This is a genomic window from Winslowiella toletana, assembly GCF_032164335.1.
Taxonomy (GTDB): domain Bacteria; phylum Pseudomonadota; class Gammaproteobacteria; order Enterobacterales; family Enterobacteriaceae; genus Erwinia; species Erwinia toletana_A.
Genome location: NZ_CP134152.1, coordinates 2,895,020 through 2,914,683 on the forward strand (window position 1 = coordinate 2,895,020; position 19,664 = coordinate 2,914,683).

Annotated in this window: 18 protein-coding genes and 1 tRNA gene; 5 read left to right on the forward strand and 14 right to left on the reverse strand. The window is 51.8% G+C overall.

All coding sequences use genetic code 11. The annotated features are described in order from the left end of the window. Positions 1-29: 29 nt before the first annotated feature. From RIN69_RS13505 to RIN69_RS13525, 5 genes are all read right to left on the reverse strand, one after another. Positions 30-1,046 carry an isopenicillin N synthase family dioxygenase gene (locus tag RIN69_RS13505; protein WP_313852421.1) on the reverse strand — a complete coding sequence of 339 codons (1,017 nt, stop codon included), beginning with the start codon at positions 1,044-1,046 and terminating at the stop codon, positions 30-32. Between the two features lie 319 nt (positions 1,047-1,365). Further along, entirely contained in the window at positions 1,366-2,124 is a 759-nt protein-coding gene (locus RIN69_RS13510; RefSeq protein ID WP_313852422.1) for an iron ABC transporter ATP-binding protein, read from the reverse strand. Next, a complete protein-coding gene (locus tag RIN69_RS13515; RefSeq protein WP_313852423.1) occupies positions 2,121-3,125 on the reverse strand; it encodes an iron chelate uptake ABC transporter family permease subunit in 1,005 nt (334 codons plus the stop codon). The genes RIN69_RS13510 and RIN69_RS13515 overlap by 4 nt, the downstream gene beginning before the upstream one ends. Beyond that, positions 3,115-4,074 carry an ABC transporter permease gene (locus RIN69_RS13520; RefSeq protein WP_313852424.1) on the reverse strand — a complete coding sequence of 320 codons (960 nt, stop codon included), beginning with the start codon at positions 4,072-4,074 and terminating at the stop codon, positions 3,115-3,117. Before RIN69_RS13520 ends, RIN69_RS13515 begins: the two co-directional genes overlap by 11 nt. Positions 4,075-4,083: 9 nt before the next feature. Then, complete coding sequence (locus RIN69_RS13525; protein WP_313852425.1) at positions 4,084-5,037, reverse strand: siderophore ABC transporter substrate-binding protein; 954 nt, start codon at positions 5,035-5,037, stop codon at positions 4,084-4,086. A gap of 360 nt (positions 5,038-5,397) precedes the next feature. On the opposite strand from RIN69_RS13525, the gene RIN69_RS13530 reads away from it, so the two are divergent. Continuing rightward, the gene (locus tag RIN69_RS13530; RefSeq protein ID WP_390902374.1) at positions 5,398-7,584 is read left to right on the forward strand and encodes a TonB-dependent siderophore receptor; all 2,187 of its coding nucleotides are present in this window, start codon (positions 5,398-5,400) and stop codon (positions 7,582-7,584) included. An 84-nt stretch (positions 7,585-7,668) separates the two neighbouring features. Here RIN69_RS13530 and RIN69_RS13535 read toward each other — a convergent pair whose 3' ends face one another. Then, the gene (locus RIN69_RS13535; RefSeq protein WP_313852426.1) at positions 7,669-8,406 is read right to left on the reverse strand and encodes a GntR family transcriptional regulator; all 738 of its coding nucleotides are present in this window, start codon (positions 8,404-8,406) and stop codon (positions 7,669-7,671) included. Between the two features lie 108 nt (positions 8,407-8,514). Here RIN69_RS13535 and RIN69_RS13540 point away from each other — a divergent pair, with 108 nt between their 5' ends. The 4 genes from RIN69_RS13540 (at position 8,515) to RIN69_RS13555 (ending at position 12,191) form a co-directional block, all read left to right on the forward strand. After that, positions 8,515-9,864 carry a class-II fumarase/aspartase family protein gene (locus RIN69_RS13540; protein WP_313852427.1) on the forward strand — a complete coding sequence of 450 codons (1,350 nt, stop codon included), beginning with the start codon at positions 8,515-8,517 and terminating at the stop codon, positions 9,862-9,864. Between the two features lie 81 nt (positions 9,865-9,945). Beyond that, a complete protein-coding gene (locus RIN69_RS13545; protein WP_313852428.1) occupies positions 9,946-11,247 on the forward strand; it encodes a cation:dicarboxylate symporter family transporter in 1,302 nt (433 codons plus the stop codon). Positions 11,248-11,406: 159 nt separating this feature from the next. Then, positions 11,407-11,946 (forward strand): peptide-methionine (S)-S-oxide reductase MsrA, encoded by a 540-nt coding sequence (msrA, locus tag RIN69_RS13550; protein WP_313852429.1) that lies wholly within the window; start codon positions 11,407-11,409, stop codon positions 11,944-11,946. A gap of 157 nt (positions 11,947-12,103) precedes the next feature. After that, a tRNA-Ser gene (locus RIN69_RS13555) sits at positions 12,104-12,191 on the forward strand. Positions 12,192-12,270: 79 nt separating this feature from the next. Here RIN69_RS13555 and RIN69_RS13560 read toward each other — a convergent pair. From RIN69_RS13560 to putP, 8 genes are all read right to left on the reverse strand, one after another. Then, the gene (locus RIN69_RS13560) at positions 12,271-13,146 is read right to left on the reverse strand and encodes a hypothetical protein (RefSeq protein WP_313852430.1); all 876 of its coding nucleotides are present in this window, start codon (positions 13,144-13,146) and stop codon (positions 12,271-12,273) included. Positions 13,147-13,221: 75 nt separating this feature from the next. Next, positions 13,222-14,010, reverse strand: a complete 789-nt coding sequence (phoH, locus tag RIN69_RS13565; RefSeq protein ID WP_313852431.1) for a phosphate starvation-inducible protein PhoH — start codon at positions 14,008-14,010, stop codon at positions 13,222-13,224. A gap of 67 nt (positions 14,011-14,077) precedes the next feature. Next, a complete protein-coding gene (locus RIN69_RS13570; protein ID WP_313852432.1) occupies positions 14,078-14,293 on the reverse strand; it encodes a hypothetical protein in 216 nt (71 codons plus the stop codon). An 82-nt stretch (positions 14,294-14,375) separates the two neighbouring features. Beyond that, entirely contained in the window at positions 14,376-14,624 is a 249-nt protein-coding gene (locus RIN69_RS13575; protein WP_313852433.1) for a hypothetical protein, read from the reverse strand. Further along, entirely contained in the window at positions 14,584-15,870 is a 1,287-nt protein-coding gene (efeB, locus tag RIN69_RS13580) for an iron uptake transporter deferrochelatase/peroxidase subunit (protein ID WP_313852435.1), read from the reverse strand. The genes RIN69_RS13575 and efeB overlap by 41 nt, the downstream gene beginning before the upstream one ends. A 6-nt stretch (positions 15,871-15,876) precedes the next feature. After that, positions 15,877-17,004: an iron uptake system protein EfeO gene (gene efeO, locus RIN69_RS13585; RefSeq protein ID WP_313852436.1), complete on the reverse strand. Its 1,128-nt coding sequence runs from the start codon at positions 17,002-17,004 to the stop codon at positions 15,877-15,879. 57 nt (positions 17,005-17,061) lie between these two features. Next, positions 17,062-17,895: an iron uptake transporter permease EfeU gene (gene efeU, locus RIN69_RS13590; protein ID WP_313852437.1), complete on the reverse strand. Its 834-nt coding sequence runs from the start codon at positions 17,893-17,895 to the stop codon at positions 17,062-17,064. 233 nt (positions 17,896-18,128) lie between these two features. Further along, positions 18,129-19,613, reverse strand: a complete 1,485-nt coding sequence (gene putP, locus RIN69_RS13595) for a sodium/proline symporter PutP (RefSeq protein WP_313852438.1) — start codon at positions 19,611-19,613, stop codon at positions 18,129-18,131. Positions 19,614-19,664 lie beyond the last annotated feature (51 nt).

Genomic DNA, 19,664 nt, shown 5'->3' on the forward strand with positions numbered 1-19,664 from the left:
ATCCCTTATCAGCATCAGTTATTGTCGGTTTATTTCAGATAATCAGCGTAATAACGCTGCGCCACATCGGTATGTGAACGCAGACGTCCTTTCAGATAGTTCCAGCCGACATCACGCAGCAGCGGATTCAGCGGATCGCTGGCCGGCCCTTGTGCCAGCCGGGCAATATGCTCCGGCAGTTGAAATACCGGCACCACCGCGTCGAGTTGTGCGCCAAGGAAAAAAGCGATCGACAGCCGCTGCTGGCCGGCCGGTGGCGATATCACACGATGTACGGTGGCACGCAAATAGCCATTGCTCGCCAGTTCCAGTAACTCACCGATATTCACCACAAAGGCTCCAGCAATCGGCACCGCATCGATCCAGCGATCGGGTTCAACTTCCACCTGTAAGCCGGGCTGGTGGTCCTGCAACAGAAAACTGAGGAAACCCGAATCTTTGTGCGCGCCTACGCCTTGCTGACTGGCGGACGCCGGTTGCCCCGGATAACGGATCAGTTTGATATGTTCGTTAGGTTTATCACCGAACAACGGATCAAAGGCGTCGTCCGGCAGTTCCAGCGCCGCGGCAAACGCCCGCAACAGGCGCAGCGACATCTGCGTCATCTCTTGCTGCCAGCGTATTAGCGAAGACTTTAATTCCGGCAGCGCGGCCGGCCACTGGTTCGGCCCCTGTAAACGAAGCCATACCGGCGAGCTGGCATCCAGCGTCAAAGCTTCACGTTCCGCACCGATATCAAACTGTTCACGTAAGTCAGGCTGGCTGCGGGTGATTTCCGATCCGGGTCGGTTATAACCACGAAAATGCGGCGAATTAGCCATTGCCACCTGCGCTTTCTCTGCTTCATCCAGCGCGAAAAATTGTTGTGCTACCTGCTGCACCTGCTGCTGAAGCGCGGCATCAACGCCGTGATTGATTAAATAAAAGAAACCGATATCACGTGCCGCCTGGCTTAACTGACTGAGAAAAGCCTGACGTTGTCGGGCGCTGCCGTTTAATAAGGCAAAGTCCAGCACTGGCAAATTAGCTGAGGCGTTTAAACTCATACTGCGACTCCTGGCTTATAAGTTAGCGAAAAACTGCAATAGCTTAGAACCAAATTGCAATTTAAATCATCCATAAAGAACAATATGGAATAACCTGACAGGAAGTTGCGCACGCCACCAATAATCTTGTGTTCTAACTTATGACGATGTCTTTAATTGTGAGGAGGGAAAAATGAAATACTGCATCGAGGCGAGAATACGTCTTTAATTGATAACACTATTCATCGGACTGTGCTGATAACAGCACAGTCCGATATGATGACTAAAAAGCGTTTATTACGGCGGTAATCACCCCAGAAAAGGGTTTAGCGGCGCGGCACTAACGATAATATACCGCTATATACTGGCCGCCGACCTGTTCGATGGTCACCGGGGTATCAAAGATCGCTTCAAGGGTTGGAGAATTCATAATCTGCTGCGGCGTGCCGCGATAGATTACCTCTCCTTGCTTCATCGCAATAATATGGTCGGAGTAAACCGAAGCGAAATTGATATCATGAATCACCAGCACAATGGTTTTTTGCAACTCATCCGCCGCCCGGCGCAGCTGCTTCATCATTGCCACACTGTGTTTCATATCAAGATTGTTTAGCGGTTCATCCAACAGCACATATTTGGCGTCCTGGCATAACACCATCGCCACATAAGCGCGCTGCCGCTGTCCACCCGATAACTCATCCAGATAACGATCTTTTAACGGCAGCAAATCAAGAAACGCCAGCGCGGTTTCAATATGCTGAAGATCGTCTTTAGTCAGCCGGCCACGGCTGTAGGGATAACGGCCAAAACCGACCAGATCGTAAACCGTCAGGCGGCTGGTAAAGTGATTCTCCTGACGCAGCACCGACAGCATCTTTGCCAGCTGGTCACCGGATGTAGTGGCAACATCCAGCCCGCTGATGCTCACGTTGCCGGCATCCGGCGTCAGCAGGCGGCTGATAATCGATAACAGCGTCGACTTACCGGCGCCATTGGCGCCAATAATCGAGGTAATCCCGCCTTCAGCAATGCGCTCATTAATCTGATTCAGTACCGGCGTTTGCTGGTATTTTTTAACCACACCGTTTATTTCAATCACAACTTAGCCTTTTTGATCAAAAGGTAAAGGAACAGCGCCCCGCCGGTAAATTCAATCACTACCGACAGCGTGCCTGCCATACTAAATACCCGCTCAAGAATTAGCTGTCCACCCACTAACGTAATAATGCCGGTCAGCACCACGCCGGGCAGCAAATATTCATGACGGTGCGAGCCAATCAGTTGATAAGTCAGGTTAGCCACTAACAAGCCGAGGAAGGTCAGCGGCCCCACCAGCGCGGTGGAGACAGCCACCAGCAGCGAGACCAGCAGCAGAATCACCACCACCTGCTTCTGATAAGCCACGCCAAGATTAATCGCGGTATTGCGCCCAAGCGCTATCACATCCAGCACGTGGCGCATCCGCCAGATTGCCAGCGCAATCAGCACCGTCAGCACCGCTGCCACGGCAATAATTTCTGGCGCAGCACGGGTAAAGGTGGCAAAAATACGGCTTTGCAGAATCGCGAACTCGCCCGGCGACAACAGGCGTTGCAACAGATTAGAGACACTGCGAAACAGCGTGCCGCACACCAGCCCCACCAACAATACCTGATGCAAATTGATGCCAACACCGGTCAATAACCAGCGATAGAGCAGGACAGAAAACACCACCAGCAGCAGCGCTTCGCAAAGAAATTTGCCCGTCACGCCGAAGATGCCGAACCCGTCCGCATCAACAAAAAATATCATGGTGGTCTGGATCAGAATAAACAGCGCTTCAAGCCCCATCACCGAAGGGGTGAGAATGCGGTTATTGGTGACGGTCTGGAACAGTAAGGTGGCGACACCGGAGGCAAACGCCACCAGCAGCATGGTGGCTAAAATCAGCCCGCGATGCACCAGAATATACTGAATATTGCCACGCAGATTAATGGTCATAAACAGCACGATTGCCGCCAGCGCCACTGCAGCAAGCAGAATCAAGCGTCGGGCCGGTAAACTTAAGCTGTGCCGCTTTGCCACCACGCGCGGGTTTGAGGATGAGGAATTAACCTGCATGGCGTTTTGTCCTCAGTATTAAGATCAGAAAAACCAGCGCGCCAATTACCCCGAGGATAACGCTGGCCGGGATCTCAAACGGATAACTGATTAAGCGCCCGATGATATCGCACAGCAACACCAGCGCACCGCCGCACAACGCCACCCAGGGAATAGTCCGCCGCAGATTGTCGCCCATCGCCATACTGACAATATTCGGCACAATCAGCCCAAGGAATGGCAACACGCCGACCACTACCACCACCACGCCGCAGATAACGGCGATGATTGCCATACCGGTCAGCATCACCTGCTGATAATTAATCCCGACGTTAATGGAAAAATCGCGGCCCATTCCGGCCACGGTAAAACGATCGGCGATCAACATTGCCAGCAGCGTCAGCACGCCAACAATCCACAGCAGCTCATAGCGCCCCTGTATAACACCGGAAAAATCGCCAGAATCCCAACTGCCGAGCGATTGCAGCAGATCAAATTCCATCGCCAGGAAGGTGGTTACCGCACTGAACACCGCCCCGAGCATAATGCCGGTCAACGGCACCATCAGCGGCGATTTAATCCGCATCCGTTGCAACAGCAGCATAAACAGCGCGGTGCCGCCGAGGGCAAACAGCGTGGCAACCACCATTTTTACCAGCACCGAGGCGGACGGGCTGAAAATCATTACCAGCAGCAGGCCAAGACTGGCTGACTGGGTGGTACCGGCAATTGAGGGTTCAACGAAACGGTTCTGCGTCAGCATCTGCATAATCAAACCGGCTACGCTCATCGCGCTGCCGGCCAGCAGCAGCGCCACGGTACGCGGCACGCGGCTGATTAAAAAGATGTCACGCATATCAGGATCTGACCAGAAGCCGCTGAGCGTCATATGGCTGGCGCCGACGCACAGACTCCATATCATCAGGCCCAGCACCACCGCCAGGCCTGTTACATACTGAAAGGTTTTCATCAGCGGAAATTACTGTCCCTGCGTTGCCTGATCCAGCGTGCTGCTGATTTTATCCATCAGCTGGCTGTAACTTTGCACCCCACCGGCGATATACAGTGAAGCGGAGTCGAGATAAACGATATGCTTATTCTTCCAGGCATCGGTTTTCGCAATCAGCGGGTTATCCAGCACCTGTTGTGCGGACTGTCCTTCATTACGGCCAATGGCATTATCGCGGTCCAGCACGAACAGCCACTGTGGATTGGTTTGCAGAATAAACTCAGAAGAGACCACGTTGCCGTGGCGACCGGTCTGGGTGAAATTCGCGGCGGGTTTAAAGCCCAGCACATCAAACACAAAACCGAAACGTGAGCCTGGGGTGTAAGCAGACATTTTGCCGCCGCTGATCATCACCACCATCGCGCTACCGGCATTGGCGGATTTTGCTTTAACCTCGGTAATTTTCTGATTGAAGTTATCGAGTAACGTTTTCGCTTCCTGCTGCTTATCAAAAATTAACCCCAGTTGTTCAGTGCGTTCTGTCAGGCTGTCGACAAAATGCTGGCTGTCGATATCAAGGGCAATGGTCGGTGCAATGGCGCTGAGCTTATTATAAGCATCGCGCGCGCGGCCACCGGCAATAATCAAATCAGGTTTCGCGTTGCTCAGGGCTTCATAATCCGGCTCAAACAGCGTACCGGCGTTGAGATACTCCTTGCCGCTGTATTTCGCCAGGAACGGGGGAAGATGAGTACTGTTTTGCGGTACGCCAGCCACCGGAATATTCAGCGCATCGACGATATCCAGCGTCGAAGGATTCAGTACAATCACCTTTTTCGGATTGACCGGCACCTGAGTGGTTCCCTGCTCATGCTTAATACTGACGGTGGCTGATTCCTTTGCTTCAGCGGATGCATTGTCACAACCTGTGAGAATCAAACTCGCAGCAACCAGCGACGAAGCTAACGCAAAATGTAATTTCATTTTCTCTCCTGAAAAGTGAAGGCATGTAACAGCGAATTAAAATGCAAACGATTCGTATTACGAAGTGTGACAATCATACGCGATTGACGCAGATAATAAACATTTCCCTTAGACGTCAGTGTTTTTTTAGCCGCGAAATTGATGTAACACGCCAATTCTGCACAATTTTCTCCTTACGACCTTCAATCAGCTAATTCCCTGAATCCAGTCAGAAAATTTGTACAACCCTACTTTTTATGATGATTTATCCATCAATCATGGAGATTTTGTGAAGTTTCACTTTCATGACTACAAATGGAAATAATTATCGTTATCATAATCGTTCAATAATATATCTTTACAATATCAGGGATAATTTCCATGGTTCACACAACCTCTTGCAAAATGAGGCCTGGAGCAATACTTCTGGCGGGTTTACTGAGCGGAAACAGTTATGCCGCAGCAGATGTAACCAGTGATGAAGCGGAGATGGTGGTTCAGGCGCCGGCAGAAGTTCAACTCAAACAACAACCGGGCGTCTCGATCATTACGGCGAAGGATATTGCTAAAGATCCTCCGGTAAACGATCTCTCTGATATTATTCGCAAAATGCCGGGTGTTAATCTGACCGGCAACAGCGCCAGCGGCAGCCGTGGCAATAACCGCCAGATTGACATTCGCGGTATGGGGCCCGAAAACACCCTGATTCTGATCGATGGCGTGCCAACTACCTCGCGTAACTCGGTGCGCTACAGCTGGCGCGGCGAGCGCGATACCCGCGGTGATACCAACTGGGTACCGGCGGAAATGGTTGAACGCATTGAAGTTCTGCGCGGCCCCGCTGCGGCCCGCTATGGTTCCGGAGCCGCTGGCGGGGTGATTAATATCATCACCAAACGCCCGACCAATGACTGGCACGGCACACTTTCTCTGTTTACCAACCAGCCGGAAGATGACAAAGAAGGCGCGACCAAACGTGCGAACTTCAGCCTGAACGGCCCACTGGCCGGTGACGCACTGACGATGCGCCTGTATGGCAATATCAACAAAACTGACGCCGACGCCTGGGATATCAATAATGCGCATAACGGCTCTTATGCCGCGGGTAAAGAGGGCGTGCGCAATAAAGATATTAATGCCCTGCTGTCGTGGAAAATCACCCCAACGCAAATTGTCGATTTCGATATGAGCTACAGTCGCCAGGGCAATATCTATGCTGGCGATACTCAGTACAGCAACAGCAACGCCAGCCCAAATAATCTGGTTGAATCGCTATACGGTCAGGAGACCAATCGTCTCTACCGCCAGACTTACGGCATCACGCATAACGGCATCTGGGACTGGGGCCAGTCGCGCGTTGGCGTTTACTACGAAAAAACGAATAATACCCGCCTGCAGGAAGGTTCTACCGGGCGCGTTGAAGGGATGATTAACGGTGATGAATTCCAGACCAGCCGACTGGAAAATGTCCGTACCAGCGGTGAAATCACCCTGCCGCTCGATCTGTGGTTAGAGCAAACCGTAACGCTCGGCGCCGAATGGAACCGTGAACAATTAAACGACCCAGCGTCGATGCAGGTTACTGATGCCACCGGTATTACCATTGGGGGCATCTCTGGCGATCCTGCGGGCCGCAGCGCGAAAAACAGTGCTGAACTGAGCGCACTCTATTTTGAGGACAACATAGAAGCCACGCCGGGCACCAACCTGATTCCCGGCCTGCGTTTTGACTATCACAGCAAATTTGGCAGCAACTGGAGTCCGAGCCTGAATATTTCGCAGGCGCTAACCGACCACGTTAAAATTAAAGCCGGTATCGCGCGGGTATTTAAAGCGCCGAATCTTTACCAGTCCAGCGACGGTTATCTGCTGGCAACCCGTGGTAATGGCTGCCCGAATGATATCGCCGCTAATGGCTGCTACTTAATGGGCAACAGCGATCTGGATCCGGAAGTCAGCATCAACAAAGAGATTGGACTGGAGTATAGCGAAAACGATTTTAGCGCCGGGATAACCTATTTCCGTAATGATTACAAAAATAAAATCGTTTCAGGCACTGATATTATTGGCTATGCCTCCAACGATTATAACATCCTGCGCTGGGAAAACGGCGGTAAGGCGTTAGTTGAAGGGCTGGAAGCAAATCTGACGGTTCCACTGGTTAAAGAGAAGCTTAACTGGCGCACCAATGCGACTTATATGATTACGTCGGAAAATAAAGATACCGGTAATCCGCTGTCGGTGATTCCTGAGTACACCATTAATACAATGCTCGACTATCAGGTGACCGATAAGTTATCTGCCAATCTGAACTGGACCTTCTATGGACGGCAGAAACCGCGTGAATACGTGGAAATTCGTAACGAAGTCGACGCGCTGTCAACCAACCAGCTTGGCGCCTATGCGGTAGCCGGTATCGGTTTCAATTATGATTTAGTAAAAAATCTGCGTCTGAATGCCGGTATCAGCAACCTGTTTGATAAACGCGTCTGGCGTGACAATGAAGGGGCATCAACCTATAACGAAGCGGGCCGTGCTTATTATGCTGGCGTAACAATGTCGTTTTAAACGCTAAAATCACTCTGTTAATATCACCTGCCTGCAATCGCGCCTCATTTCTTTCGATGTGAGGCGCGAGTCAGTTAAAGCCCGTCAGCTACGATGCTTGTCCCGCTCCACATGCATAATCAGCGTAAAGCGATCTTCCGGGTGTATCGTTTCGGACACCACAATATTTTCACCACTCTCGTCACGATAAAAACGGGTAATTTTTAACGCCGGTGTGCCCGCACGTGCATTAAGTTGCTGCGCCAGCGTTTCTGACAGTAACACCGCCTGTACTCGCTGCTCAATTGCGGCAATATGCCGCGCGAACTGCTGCTCGATTAGCGAAGCGATCAGCTCCTGGCTTTTCGCCTGCGCTGCCGGTATCACTTCAGCATAGCGTTCATCGGCATAGACATCGGTCCAGCAAATCGGCGTGCGTCCATGCTGCTGATCGACCCGGATGCTCGACACGCAAAAGTAGTGGCCGCCAGGCTGAATTTCCAGCCGACAGGCTTCGCTGGTATCGGCGACAAAGTGCCGAATCTGCTGAATGCTGCGGGTTTGCGTTTCAGCCAGATGCGCCAGATCAGACAGCGATCCCAGTGCCTGTGAATAACCGGTATACGGCTTGCTGGCTTCCACCCGCGTCCCTACTCGTTTCCTGCGCGACACCAGCCCCTGCTCCTGCAACTTGAGAATAGCGGCGCGTACCGTATGTCGGCTGACATTATATAGCTCACACAGCTCAAACTCGGTCGGCAGCAGGCTACCAACCGGATAGGTGCCGCTGGCGATGGCTTCGGTCAGATCTTCAGCAACGGTGGAATAACGTGTCTGGCTCATACTTTTGACAATCCCTGCTCATTGAAGATTGACAGTATATCAGCAATGGCATATCTGTAATGTACGTACATATTAAAATGTACGGACATTAATTACGGAGTATCGCCTATGTCCAGCACAGTTTATGACTCGTCACTGTTCAAAAATATGTTTGCTACCGCAGAGATGAGAGCGGTTTTTTCCGATCAAAGCCTGATAGAACGCTATATCGAGAGCGAGATAGCGTTAGCCAAAGCAGAAGCGAGCTGCGGCGTCATCCCGGACGAAGCGGCAGAAATTATTGCGCAACGCGCCCGTTATTCCGCGCTCGACTTGCCGAAAATGCAGCATGAAACTGAAATTGTTGGTTATCCAATTCTGCCGCTGGTTGAGCAACTGTCGGAAATTTGCGGCGAGGCAGGTCGCTACGTGCACTGGGGAGCCACCACTCAGGACATTATGGATACCGCCGTGGTGTTACAAATCCGCAGTGCGCTGGAGATTGTTGGCCGCGATATCGACAGCGTACGCGAGCTGTTACGAAATTTAGCCCAGCGCTATCGTGATACGCCGATGGCCGGGCGTACCCATCTGCAGCAAGCCCTGCCGGTGACCTTTGGTTATAAATGCGCGGTATGGCTCAGTATGTTCGATCGCCACGCGCAGCGTCTGCAACAGCTACGCCCGCGAGTAGAAGTAGGACAGTTTGCCGGTGCCGCTGGCACCCTCGCCTCACTCGGCGACAAGGGGCTGGAAGTACAGCAGGCAATGATGGCTGAATTGCAGCTGGGCGTACCACAGGCCACCTGGCATGTGGCGCGCGACGGATTTGCAGAAACGGTAAATTTTTTAGCAATGGTTACCGGTTCATTAGGAAAAATTGCGCTCGATATCATGATGATGATGACCAGCGAACTGGGTGAAGCCTACGAACCCTTTGTGATGGGTCGTGGTGCCAGCAGCACGATGCCGCAAAAGCGCAATCCGATCTCCTGTGAGCTGATTTACGCCGCTGCCAAAGGTGTCCGCCAGCAATCTGGCCTGATGCTGGATGCGATGATCCAGGACTTTGAGCGCTCAACCGGCCCGTGGCAGGCAGAGTGGATAGCGATTCCCGAATCATTCCTGTTGAGCGCCGCCGCACTTGAGCAGGCGAAATTTATGCTGTCGGGCCTCGATGTCCGCACAGAGCGGATGCTGGAAAACCTTAATCTGACCCAGGGGCTGATCGTTGCCGAAGCGGTAATGATGGGGCTGGCACCCTTATTTGGTCGCCAGGCGGCACATGATGTGGTGTACAAAGCCTGCCGCATCGCCAATGAGCGCAATATCAGTCTGCATGCTGCGCTGATTGAGCAGGGAATCGTCACTGAAAAACTCAGTTATCAGGCGCTGGAAAGGTTAACAACACCGGCCAACTACCTCGGTCTGGCACCACAAATGGTCGACCGTGCGGTGGCCATTAGCGAAAAGATTTAAGCGCTGACTCTCAGCCAGAGGCTGCCTGTCATCAGGCCTCTGGCGACCCTACACTGCTGATAAAAAAAAGAGATCAATACCATGTCCTCTACAGCAAAAAAACCTTTCTGGCATGACCTGACATTTCAGGTGATTGCCGCGATGATTATCGGTATCGGTTTTGGCTTTATTTTCCCTGAAACCGCGGAAAAATTTAAAATACTCGGTGATATCTTTCTTAAGTTGATCAAAACCGCCGTCGCGCCGCTGATCTTCTTTACCGTGGTGCACGGTATTGCTTCAGCGGGCAATATCAAACAGGTCGGCAAGGTGGGTTTACGCGCGCTGATCTATTTTGAAGTTATCTCCACGCTGGCACTGTTGCTGGGGCTGGTCAGCGGTAACCTGTTGAATATCGGTGCCGACATGTATGGTGCACATGCCACCTCGGGCACTACGGCGGCCGCTACCGCCGCCATCGCCAAAGGCCATGTTCCTGGCGGCACGCTGGAGTTTATCCAGAGTATTTTTCCGGATAACTTTATTGGTGCCTTCGCCGGAGGACAGCTGTTGCAGGTGCTGATTATTGCGGTGCTGTTCGGTTTTGGTCTGCTGGCGCTGAAGCAAGAGCGCCGGGTGGTGATCGAAGACGGTATCAACCGTATCTCCGAGTGCTTCTTCGAATTTATTAACCTGATTATGCGTCTTGCGCCGTTGGGCGCCTTCGGTTCAGTCGCCTATGCCGTTGGCAGTAACGGCTCGGCAGTATTACTGTCGCTGGCCAACCTGGTAATGATGTTCTACAGCGTGGTAATCCTCTTTATTTTTGTGGTGCTTGGCACGGTGTGTCGGCTGTGCGGTTTCAGCCTGTGGCGCTTTTTGCAGTACATTAAAGATGAAATCTTTATTGTTATTGGTACTGCGTCTTCCGAAAGCGCTCTGCCCCGCCTGCTGCAAAAACTCGAGCGCTTTGGCTGCTCGCGTCAGAGCGTTGGTCTGGTGCTGCCGACCGGTTATGCCTTCAATCTTGATGGCACCTCAATTTATATGTCGATGTGCGTGCTGTTTATCGCCAATGCTTATGGCGTGCCGATGAGCTGGGAACAGCAGCTCGGCGTGCTGGTAATTATGTTATTGACCTCAAAAGGTGCAGCGGCAGTTTCCGGCGGCAGTTTTGTGGTGTTTGCCGCCACCGTTACCACCGTGGGGCACCTGCCGGTTGAGGGGCTGGCACTGCTGTTTGGTGTTTACCGTTTTATGTCGATGGCAATTGCCACCTGCAACACCATTGGCAATAGCGTCGCTACCGTGGTGATCGCCAAATGGTCGGGAGAATTTTCCGAAAACACCGCACGGCAAGAGTATCAACGGGTACTGGGACGTAAACCTGAGGCCTCGCTGTAACGCCGCTGGCTGTTGAGTGGCATTTGCTATGATGACCCCGGACAGCATCCAGTGCCTGGTGGTCAGCTTCCCTCTGCGACTACAATGTGATAACAGATTTATCCAGAGTGCTTATCCTGTCACTAACAGGATAAGCGATCACCATTCGGGAGTTTGAGCATGGCTATTGAATACGCAACGATTGCAGGCGGCTGTTTCTGGTGTACTGAGGCAGTATTTAAAGATGTGATCGGCGTGGAGACCGTTGAAAGCGGATATATCGGTGGTCACACCGCTAACCCAACTTATGAAGACGTGTGCACCGGCACCACCGGTCATGCGGAAGGTATCCGCATTGGTTTTGACCCGGAAAAACTTAACTACGGCGATCTGCTTGATATCAGCTTTGCCACCCATGATCCGACACAGCTGAACCGCCAGGGCAATGATATCGGCACGCAATATCGTTCGGCGATTTTCCCTGCTGATGAGGCACAACGTCAGGAAGCCGAGGCGGCCATTCAGCGCGCCCAGCAGGATCATCAGCAGCCAGTGGTGACGACAATAGAAAGCGGCGAATGGTATCCGGCGGAGAACTATCATCAGGATTACTGGAGCGGTCGTGGTCAGCAAAATGGTTATTGTATGGCGGTGATTCCACCAAAATTACAAAAGCTGCGTAAAAGCTATGCCAACCGGGTTAAATCACTGAATCAATAATAATTATGCCCCACATTTGTGGGGCTATTTTCTGCTGCGCAATCTCAGCTGGTTACAGCTTAACCGAATATAACGAAAGGGAAAAAATCTTCTTGACCGTTTCCCTGCGACTCCCTATAGTAGCGCCCCGTTAGCCCTTACGGGATAACAAAAAATTGGTGAGGTGTCCGAGTGGCTGAAGGAGCACGCCTGGAAAGTGTGTATACGGCAACGTATCGAGGGTTCGAACCCCTCTCTCACCGCCATATTCGATAAAAAAGCTCGAACTTCGGTTCGGGCTTTTTTGTTTTTGAAGATAGCAGTTATCAACCTGAAACGCTGTGGTTAACGTTCGTTATCTACCGGCATCCATTGTTGTGTCAGCCTGACCAATTTATCATCCAGTGCATCATATAAAATTTTCTTTTGATACCCTTCTGCCATTAATCTGGCATATAAATCATGCTGCTCACGGGTGCGGTGATGACCATCAGGCATTTCTGCCATCAGACGTTTTAATTCTTTTAATTCTTCATCCAGTTTCATCCAGGGAGCAAGTAACCCATCCAATTCTTCCCTCTGCTCACCGGTTAAAATAAACTCCTGGCCGTTTACTGTCGTAGTAATATTATCCGCGTTACTCCCGGATAATTTCGGCGCAGGATGCTCAATGCTGGTAAATTGTTTGAGATTGCCGTTCTCTGCGGATGTTTGCAAGCAACTGAAAAAATCTTCGAATGCTGCACAACTATTCAGCGTCTGTGGCAGAGCATCGCTGATTTCAATATGGGACTGCTCCATACTAAAGCCATCATTACGCCCCAGATAGCTAAGGGTAAAAACAGCACTGACTTTGTTATCCGTCGTCACGGCTAAAGATAACACCTGCAGATTTTTTTCCTCCATATAGTTTTTTAATGCCTCAGCATTATTTGTCTGGAATGCGACCGCCAAATTTGCCGGCAGAGGCCGCAGCATTTTATTATCCGGCGGCTGGCCCAATAATTTTTTGACGTTTTGATGTTCCGGAGAAGCTGGCTTAACGCTTTCATAAATCGAACGAGAATGGCTATTAATCGGCACACTGGAATTTGTTACGCTTAGCGGTGGCATGAACTTTCCTCTCTCATAAAGTTGCAAAAGACAAGTTACATGCTCTTGTTGATCGTTTCTTACAGAATCAGACTTTTTAACAATGTGATTAATCAGATTTTGTTTCACTGACAGCGGCTGAAATATCGTGTAAAAAAAAGCCCGGACGTGAGGCCGGGCTTTTGCGGCTACAGATTAACTCACTCAACTATAAGCGTGCAGCGTGCGCTGACAGAGCAGCGAACGCACACAATCATTTTTCCCAAAACGCACGATGCCAATCATCTCATCTTCCTCAAAGCGCGCTAATGCATCGCTGAGGCCTGACTGCACGTTAGACGGTAAGTCACACTGGGTGATATCACCGTTGACGATAACCGTCACGTTTTCCCCAAGGCGGGTCAGGAACATTTTCATCTGGGCGGCGGTGACGTTTTGCGCCTCATCAAGGATCACCACGGCGTTTTCAAAGGTGCGCCCGCGCATGTAGGCAAAGGGCGCAATTTCGACCTTACCGATTTCAGGTCGCAGGCAATATTGCATAAAGGAAGAACCCAGACGTTTAACCAGAACGTCATACACTGGCCGGAAATACGGTGCGAATTTCTCTGAAATATCACCGGGCAAAAAGCCCAGGTCTTCATCCGCTTGCAGTACCGGACGCGTAACAATAATCCTTTCGACATCCTTGTGAATCAGGGCCTCTGCCGCTTTCGCAGCACTGATCCAGGTTTTACCGCAACCTGCTTCACCGGTCGCGAAGATCAGTTGTTTCTTTTCTATGGCATGGAGATAGTGTGCCTGAGCTTCATTCCTGGCTTCAATCGGTGAGTGATCGCGCGAGTCGCGCGCCATACCAATAGAGTCCAGCCCACCCATTTGCACCAGCGAGGTGACCGATTCTTCTTCACGCTGACGATGACTGCGTGAATCGCTACGAAGCACACGTTTTGCTTCACGACGAGCTTTGATCACTGCTTTCTGTCTTCCCATAGTGGCACCTTACAGTTGGTTTCATTTCCCGCTTCTCTTTCAGCAGAGAGGCGATTACGTGAACGCTTTAGAGGTTTTGGCTTCCTTTTAAGCCTTGAATAGCCATTGAAAAAAGTGCGTACAGAGGCCAGAGCGTATTACGCACCGGAAAACGAGTAACGTTTTGATAAAGCGTCTGGAAAGAGAAAAAAGAAGAGAATATTGTTGAGAGAGAAACACCCTCGCGAGGAAAAGCGCTTAAAAAGGTATTGAGATTTGAGTATCCATGAACAACTTTTCCCATTCGCGATCTCCATGGTGAAACTTAAACACATCTGACTACCGCTGTGATTAAAGTGCAACAGATCTTCAGTTGAATGCAACAATTATTTTACTTCGCCCGCAGTAAAAAAAAGCTTATTACCATTGCGGCAATAGGCATTAAATGTTTTGCTGATAAAAATCATGCAGTTAAAATTAAATACCCCAAGCGAAGCGGCTGGATAATTTGCTAAAAAATAGTTGGCGGCTTGCGAACGCAGCCGCCAGATTTGATTAAAAAATAGCCTGTCAAAGCAGCCAGAATAATAAATATCAGGCCTCAAGTAGCGCCTGCGCCAGATAATGTTTCTCATCGACCACACCCGGCAAAGCGAAAAAATAACCGCCGCCAACCGGCTTGATATACTCTTCCAGCGCCTCACCGTTCAGGCGTTGCTGCACTGCCAGAAAACCTTTTTCTAAATCATGCTGATAGCAAACAAACAGTAATCCCATTTCCAGCTGGCCTGACTGAGAAACACCCAGCGAATAGCTGTAGCCGCGACGCAACATCAGGCTACTTTGCGTTGCCGCACTGCGTGGATTGGCCAGCCGGATATGCGCATCAAGCGAAATCACTTCACCATCCGGATCGTTGCCGTAGTCCGGCACATCGTGCTCATTCTGCATCCCCAGAGGTGCACCGCTGTGTTTTTCGCGGCCAAATATGGTCTGCTGCTCACTCAGCGGCGTGCGGTCCCAGAATTCGACGCGGAACTGAATAATCCGCACTGCCTGATAACTGCCGCCGTGCGTCCAGTCCGGTTCACCCTGCCCGGCCCCCACCCACAAAATATTGTCCATTAGTGGCCGATCGGCAGTATCAGGGTTAGCAGTGCCGTCTTTAAAGCCCAGCAGATTAATCGGCGTCTCTTTACCCTGACTGCGCGCCGCATGATTGGAGATAAACCCTTCGCGACGCCAGCGCACACTGAGCAAATCCGGCGAATGCTTGATGATATCGCGCAGTGCGTGAATCACCGTATCGTTAGTGTTGGCGCAAATCTGCAGCAGCAGATCGCCATGACACAGGCGGGCATCCAGCGCATCGTTAGGAAAACGCGTCATGGTTTGCAGCTTCAGCGGCTTAAGATGTGCCAGACCGAAGCGCTCATCAAACAGCGAGCTGCCCAGCGACACGGTAATGGTGAGATTATCAGGAAAGATCGTGTCACCGAGGATCCCAGAGTCCATCGGCGGCAACTGCGGATTGGTCACCAGCGGCGCTTTACCCCCTTTGGTTAAAAAGGCTATGCGCTGTGTCAGCAGCGTAAACAGCCGCCGCAGATCGTTTTTATCACTGGCCAGCACGTCAAAAGCCACCAGCATCATTGCCGCCTGTTGCGGCGTAACGATGCCGGCCTGGTGAGTGCCGTAGAAAGGCTGCTCTTCGCTGCGCGCGTTGGGCGGCAACGCGCCGGGTGAAAAAGTCTGCTGCTGTTTCGCCGTCGCGGCGGCCACCGGACAGCCGCCACCGACAGCCAGAGCACCACTCAGGATGCCCATCCCTTTCAGTAACCGCCGACGCGACGGCAGCGCCGCATCATCCTGTTTTGCCATTTCTGATTAATCCAGACCTAAAGTACCGCGCAGCAGCGAAAGATCCTCGGCCAGTGCCGTAATCGGACCTTTTAACGCATTACGATCGGCAGTCGTTAATTTATCGTATGGCTGATAGCCCTGCTCAGTGCGATATTTATCAAGAATAGCGTCGACTTTTTTGAAGTTAGCATCGATTTTCGCCAACAGTTGCGGATTCGCTTTTTCCAGCAGCGGCCGCAGCAGGCTGACGATTTTTTGTGCGCCATCGACGTTAGCGCGGAAGTCCCACAGGTCGGTGCGGCTGTAACGATCTTCCTCACCGGAAATCTTACTGGCAGCCACCTCTTCAATCAGGCCGGCTGCGCCACCAACCACTTTACCCGGCGGAAATGCCAGTTCGCTGATGCGGGTTTGCAGATCGAGCGTGTCTTTATATAAGCGGTCAGCGTACTCATCCATGCCTTTGGTGGTGTTGTCGGCAAACAGCGCTTTCTCCAGGCGGTGGAAACCGGTGAACTCAGGATCCTGCGCTTTTTTCTCGTAGTCATCTTCACGCGCATCAATGCTGCCGTCGAGGTCGGAGAACAGTTCAGCAATCGGCTCAATACGCTCATAATGCTGACGCGTCGGTGCAAACAGCGCCTTCGCTTTTTCGACATCTCCGGCTTTTACCGCATCGGTAAAGGCTTTAGTGCTGGCTACCAACTGATCCACTTCTTTAGTGACATACACTTTATATTCGGCAATCGGGCCAACCAGTTGCAGTACATCTGGCTTGCCGTTGTTTGGCTGCACGCCGTTAGCCTTAACAATCAGTTTGCCTTTCGGGTTGCTGAGCAGGCCGCAGGTCATCTCATATTCGCCCGCTTCCAGATTAGCGGTCATTTTCTGGCTAAAACCCGGCGCAATATTTTCCCGCTCTTCCACCACCATCACCCCTTTCAGGATTTCCCACTCCAGCCCTTTCTGACTGTCATTTTTGATGATGAATTGGGTTTTACCGGCATTTACCGTTAACGTCATTGGATCGCACTGCTTATCGTTAACGCTAATTTTTACCTGCGGAACGTCAGCAGCTTGTAGTGCTGTGGATGCAGCAGACACCGCCAGCAGCGCGACATACAGCGCCTTGCGGCGAAAACGAGTAGTCATATTATTTCCCTTTAAAGGTCATTTAACTGCGCGCCAGCAGACGCGCATTCAGCTGGCTTAACGCGATGAACTCGCCGCTGAAGCCGCAGGACGTGCTGGCAGAAAGAACAGCAGCAGCGCCGGAATCAGATAGATAAAGTACACGGCCACCTCACTGACGGTTGGCGTCTCCTGATACCCGAGAATGCCTTCGAGTAAGGTGCCAAACAGCGTATGAGTGGAAAGCGTGTTACTGAGATCAAAGGCGACAGCCTGAAAATGATTCCACAGGCCCGCTTCGTGAAAAGCGCGAATCGCTCCGGCGGCCAGCCCGGCGGCGACAAACAGAATAAGCAGGCTGCTCCATTTAAAAAACTTCGCCAGATTAAGGCGCACGCCACCCCAATAGAGCAGCATACCCAACACTACCGCGGTAGCGAGGCCCAATACCGCACCAATTGGCGGCGCAATACCGACATCCTGCTGGAAAGCCGCCAGCAGAAAAAAAACCGATTCCAGCCCTTCCCGGGCGACGGCAAGGAACACCATCAGCACCAGTGCCCAGCCATTACTGCTGCCGCGTTGTAATGCGTGATCAACGGCGTCTTCCAGCTGCGCTTTGACGTTGCGCGACACTTTGCGCATCCAGAATACCATCCAGGTCAGAATGCAGACCGCCACCAGCGCCACTAACCCTTCAAACAGCTCCTGCTGTTTCTGTGGAAACTCACCGGTGGTTTCATTGATAAATACTCCCACCGCCAGACAGAGCGCCACGGCGATAACTACCCCGGCCCACATGGCAGGAAACCATTTCGCGCGCTGAGTGCGCTTCAGGTAGCTGGCAATCAGGCTGACAATCAGCGCCGCCTCCAATCCTTCACGCAGCATAATAAGAAAAGGAACGAACATGCCTGCCACCTTAAATGTGAAACGCGGTCAATGAGAGTAAAGAAGCGTAAAGCAGAAACGATATCGATTATCATTATCGCCAAATAAAATACAAGAGGTGGTCGCGTAATTTTGTTGATTTGCTGGGGTACAAAGCAAAAAAAGCCCCACAACGTGGGGCTTTTAACTGGTGCGCGGATTTGCCCCTGACAGAACAGAACAACGGGAGCCGAAAACGGCTCACCGGCAGCAGATCAATCCGCTTTATATTCCGCTTCAGCCGCAGCAAACCGCTGCAGCGCAGCTTTGGACGGCGCACGCCCCATCAGGCTCACCAGCACAATGGCGATACAGGCAAAGGCGAAGCCAGGGATGATTTCGTACAGCCCCAGCCAGGCGTAATGTTTCCAGATCAGTACCGTTGCGGCACCGACAACCATCCCAGCCAGCGCGCCGTTACGCGTGGTACGCGACCAGCATACCGCAAACAGAACTACCGGCCCAAAGGCCGCGCCAAAGCCTGCCCAGGCATAGCTGACCAGACCCAATACCCGGTTGTTCGGATCGGAGGCCAGCGCGATGGCGACGACCGCTACCAGCAATACCATCAGGCGACCGACCCACACCAGCTCGCGCTGACTGGCTTTTTTACGCAGGAAGCTTTTGTACAGATCTTCCGTCAGTGCACTGGAGCACACCAGCAGCTGACAGCTCAGCGTCGACATCACCGCTGCCAGAATCGCTGACAGCAGAATCCCGGCAATCCATGGATTGAACAGAATGCGCGCCAGCTCGATAAAGATACGCTCGGCGTTATCCGACACGCCAGCCGCCTGGGCCGGGTTGTTCTGGAAGTAAGCAATACCAAAGAAGCCAACCGCTACCGCACCTGCCAGGCACAGAATCATCCACGCCATACCAATACGACGCGCGGTGCGAATTGAACGATGGGAATCGGCCGCCATAAATCGAGCCAGGATATGCGGCTGGCCAAAGTAGCCCAGTCCCCAGCCCAGCAGCGAAACCACGGCGACAAAGTTTAGCCCTTTCAGCATATCAATGTTCTCAATGCTTTTGGCCTCAATCACTTTAAGCGAATCGCTGAATCCCCCCACCGCGAAAATCACCATTACCGGCGTCAGGATCAGTGCAAACAGCATCAGGCTGGCCTGCACGGTGTCGGTCCAGCTGACCGCAAGAAAACCGCCAATAAAGGTGTAGACGATAGTCGCCGCCGCACCGGCCCACAGCGCGGTTTCGTAACTCATGCCAAAAGTACTTTCAAACAGTCGTGCTCCGGCAACCACACCGGAAGCACAGTAGATGGTGAAAAATACCAGAATGATAATTGCCGAGATCACCCGCAGCAGCTTGCTGTTATCTTCAAACCGGCTGGAGAAGAAGTCCGGCAGCGTCAGCGCGTTATTATGATGCTCGGTCTGAACGCGCAGTCTGCCGGCGACAATCTTCCAGTTCAGCCAGGCACCGATAGTCAGGCCGATGGCAATCCAGCTCTCGGAAATACCGGAGATAAAAATGGCGCCGGGCAGGCCCATCAGCAACCAGCCGCTCATATCCGAGGCACCGGCCGATAGCGCAGTCACTACACTCCCCAGACTGCGGCCGCCCAGAATATAATCATCAAAGTTTTTTGTTGAGCGGTAAGCAATAAAGCCGATCAACACCATGCCAAGTATATAAACGATAAAGGTCACCATCATCGGTGTACTTACAGTCATCCTGTTTCTCCATTTATTATCGATTTTTGCAGAGCCATTATTTTTACCCTT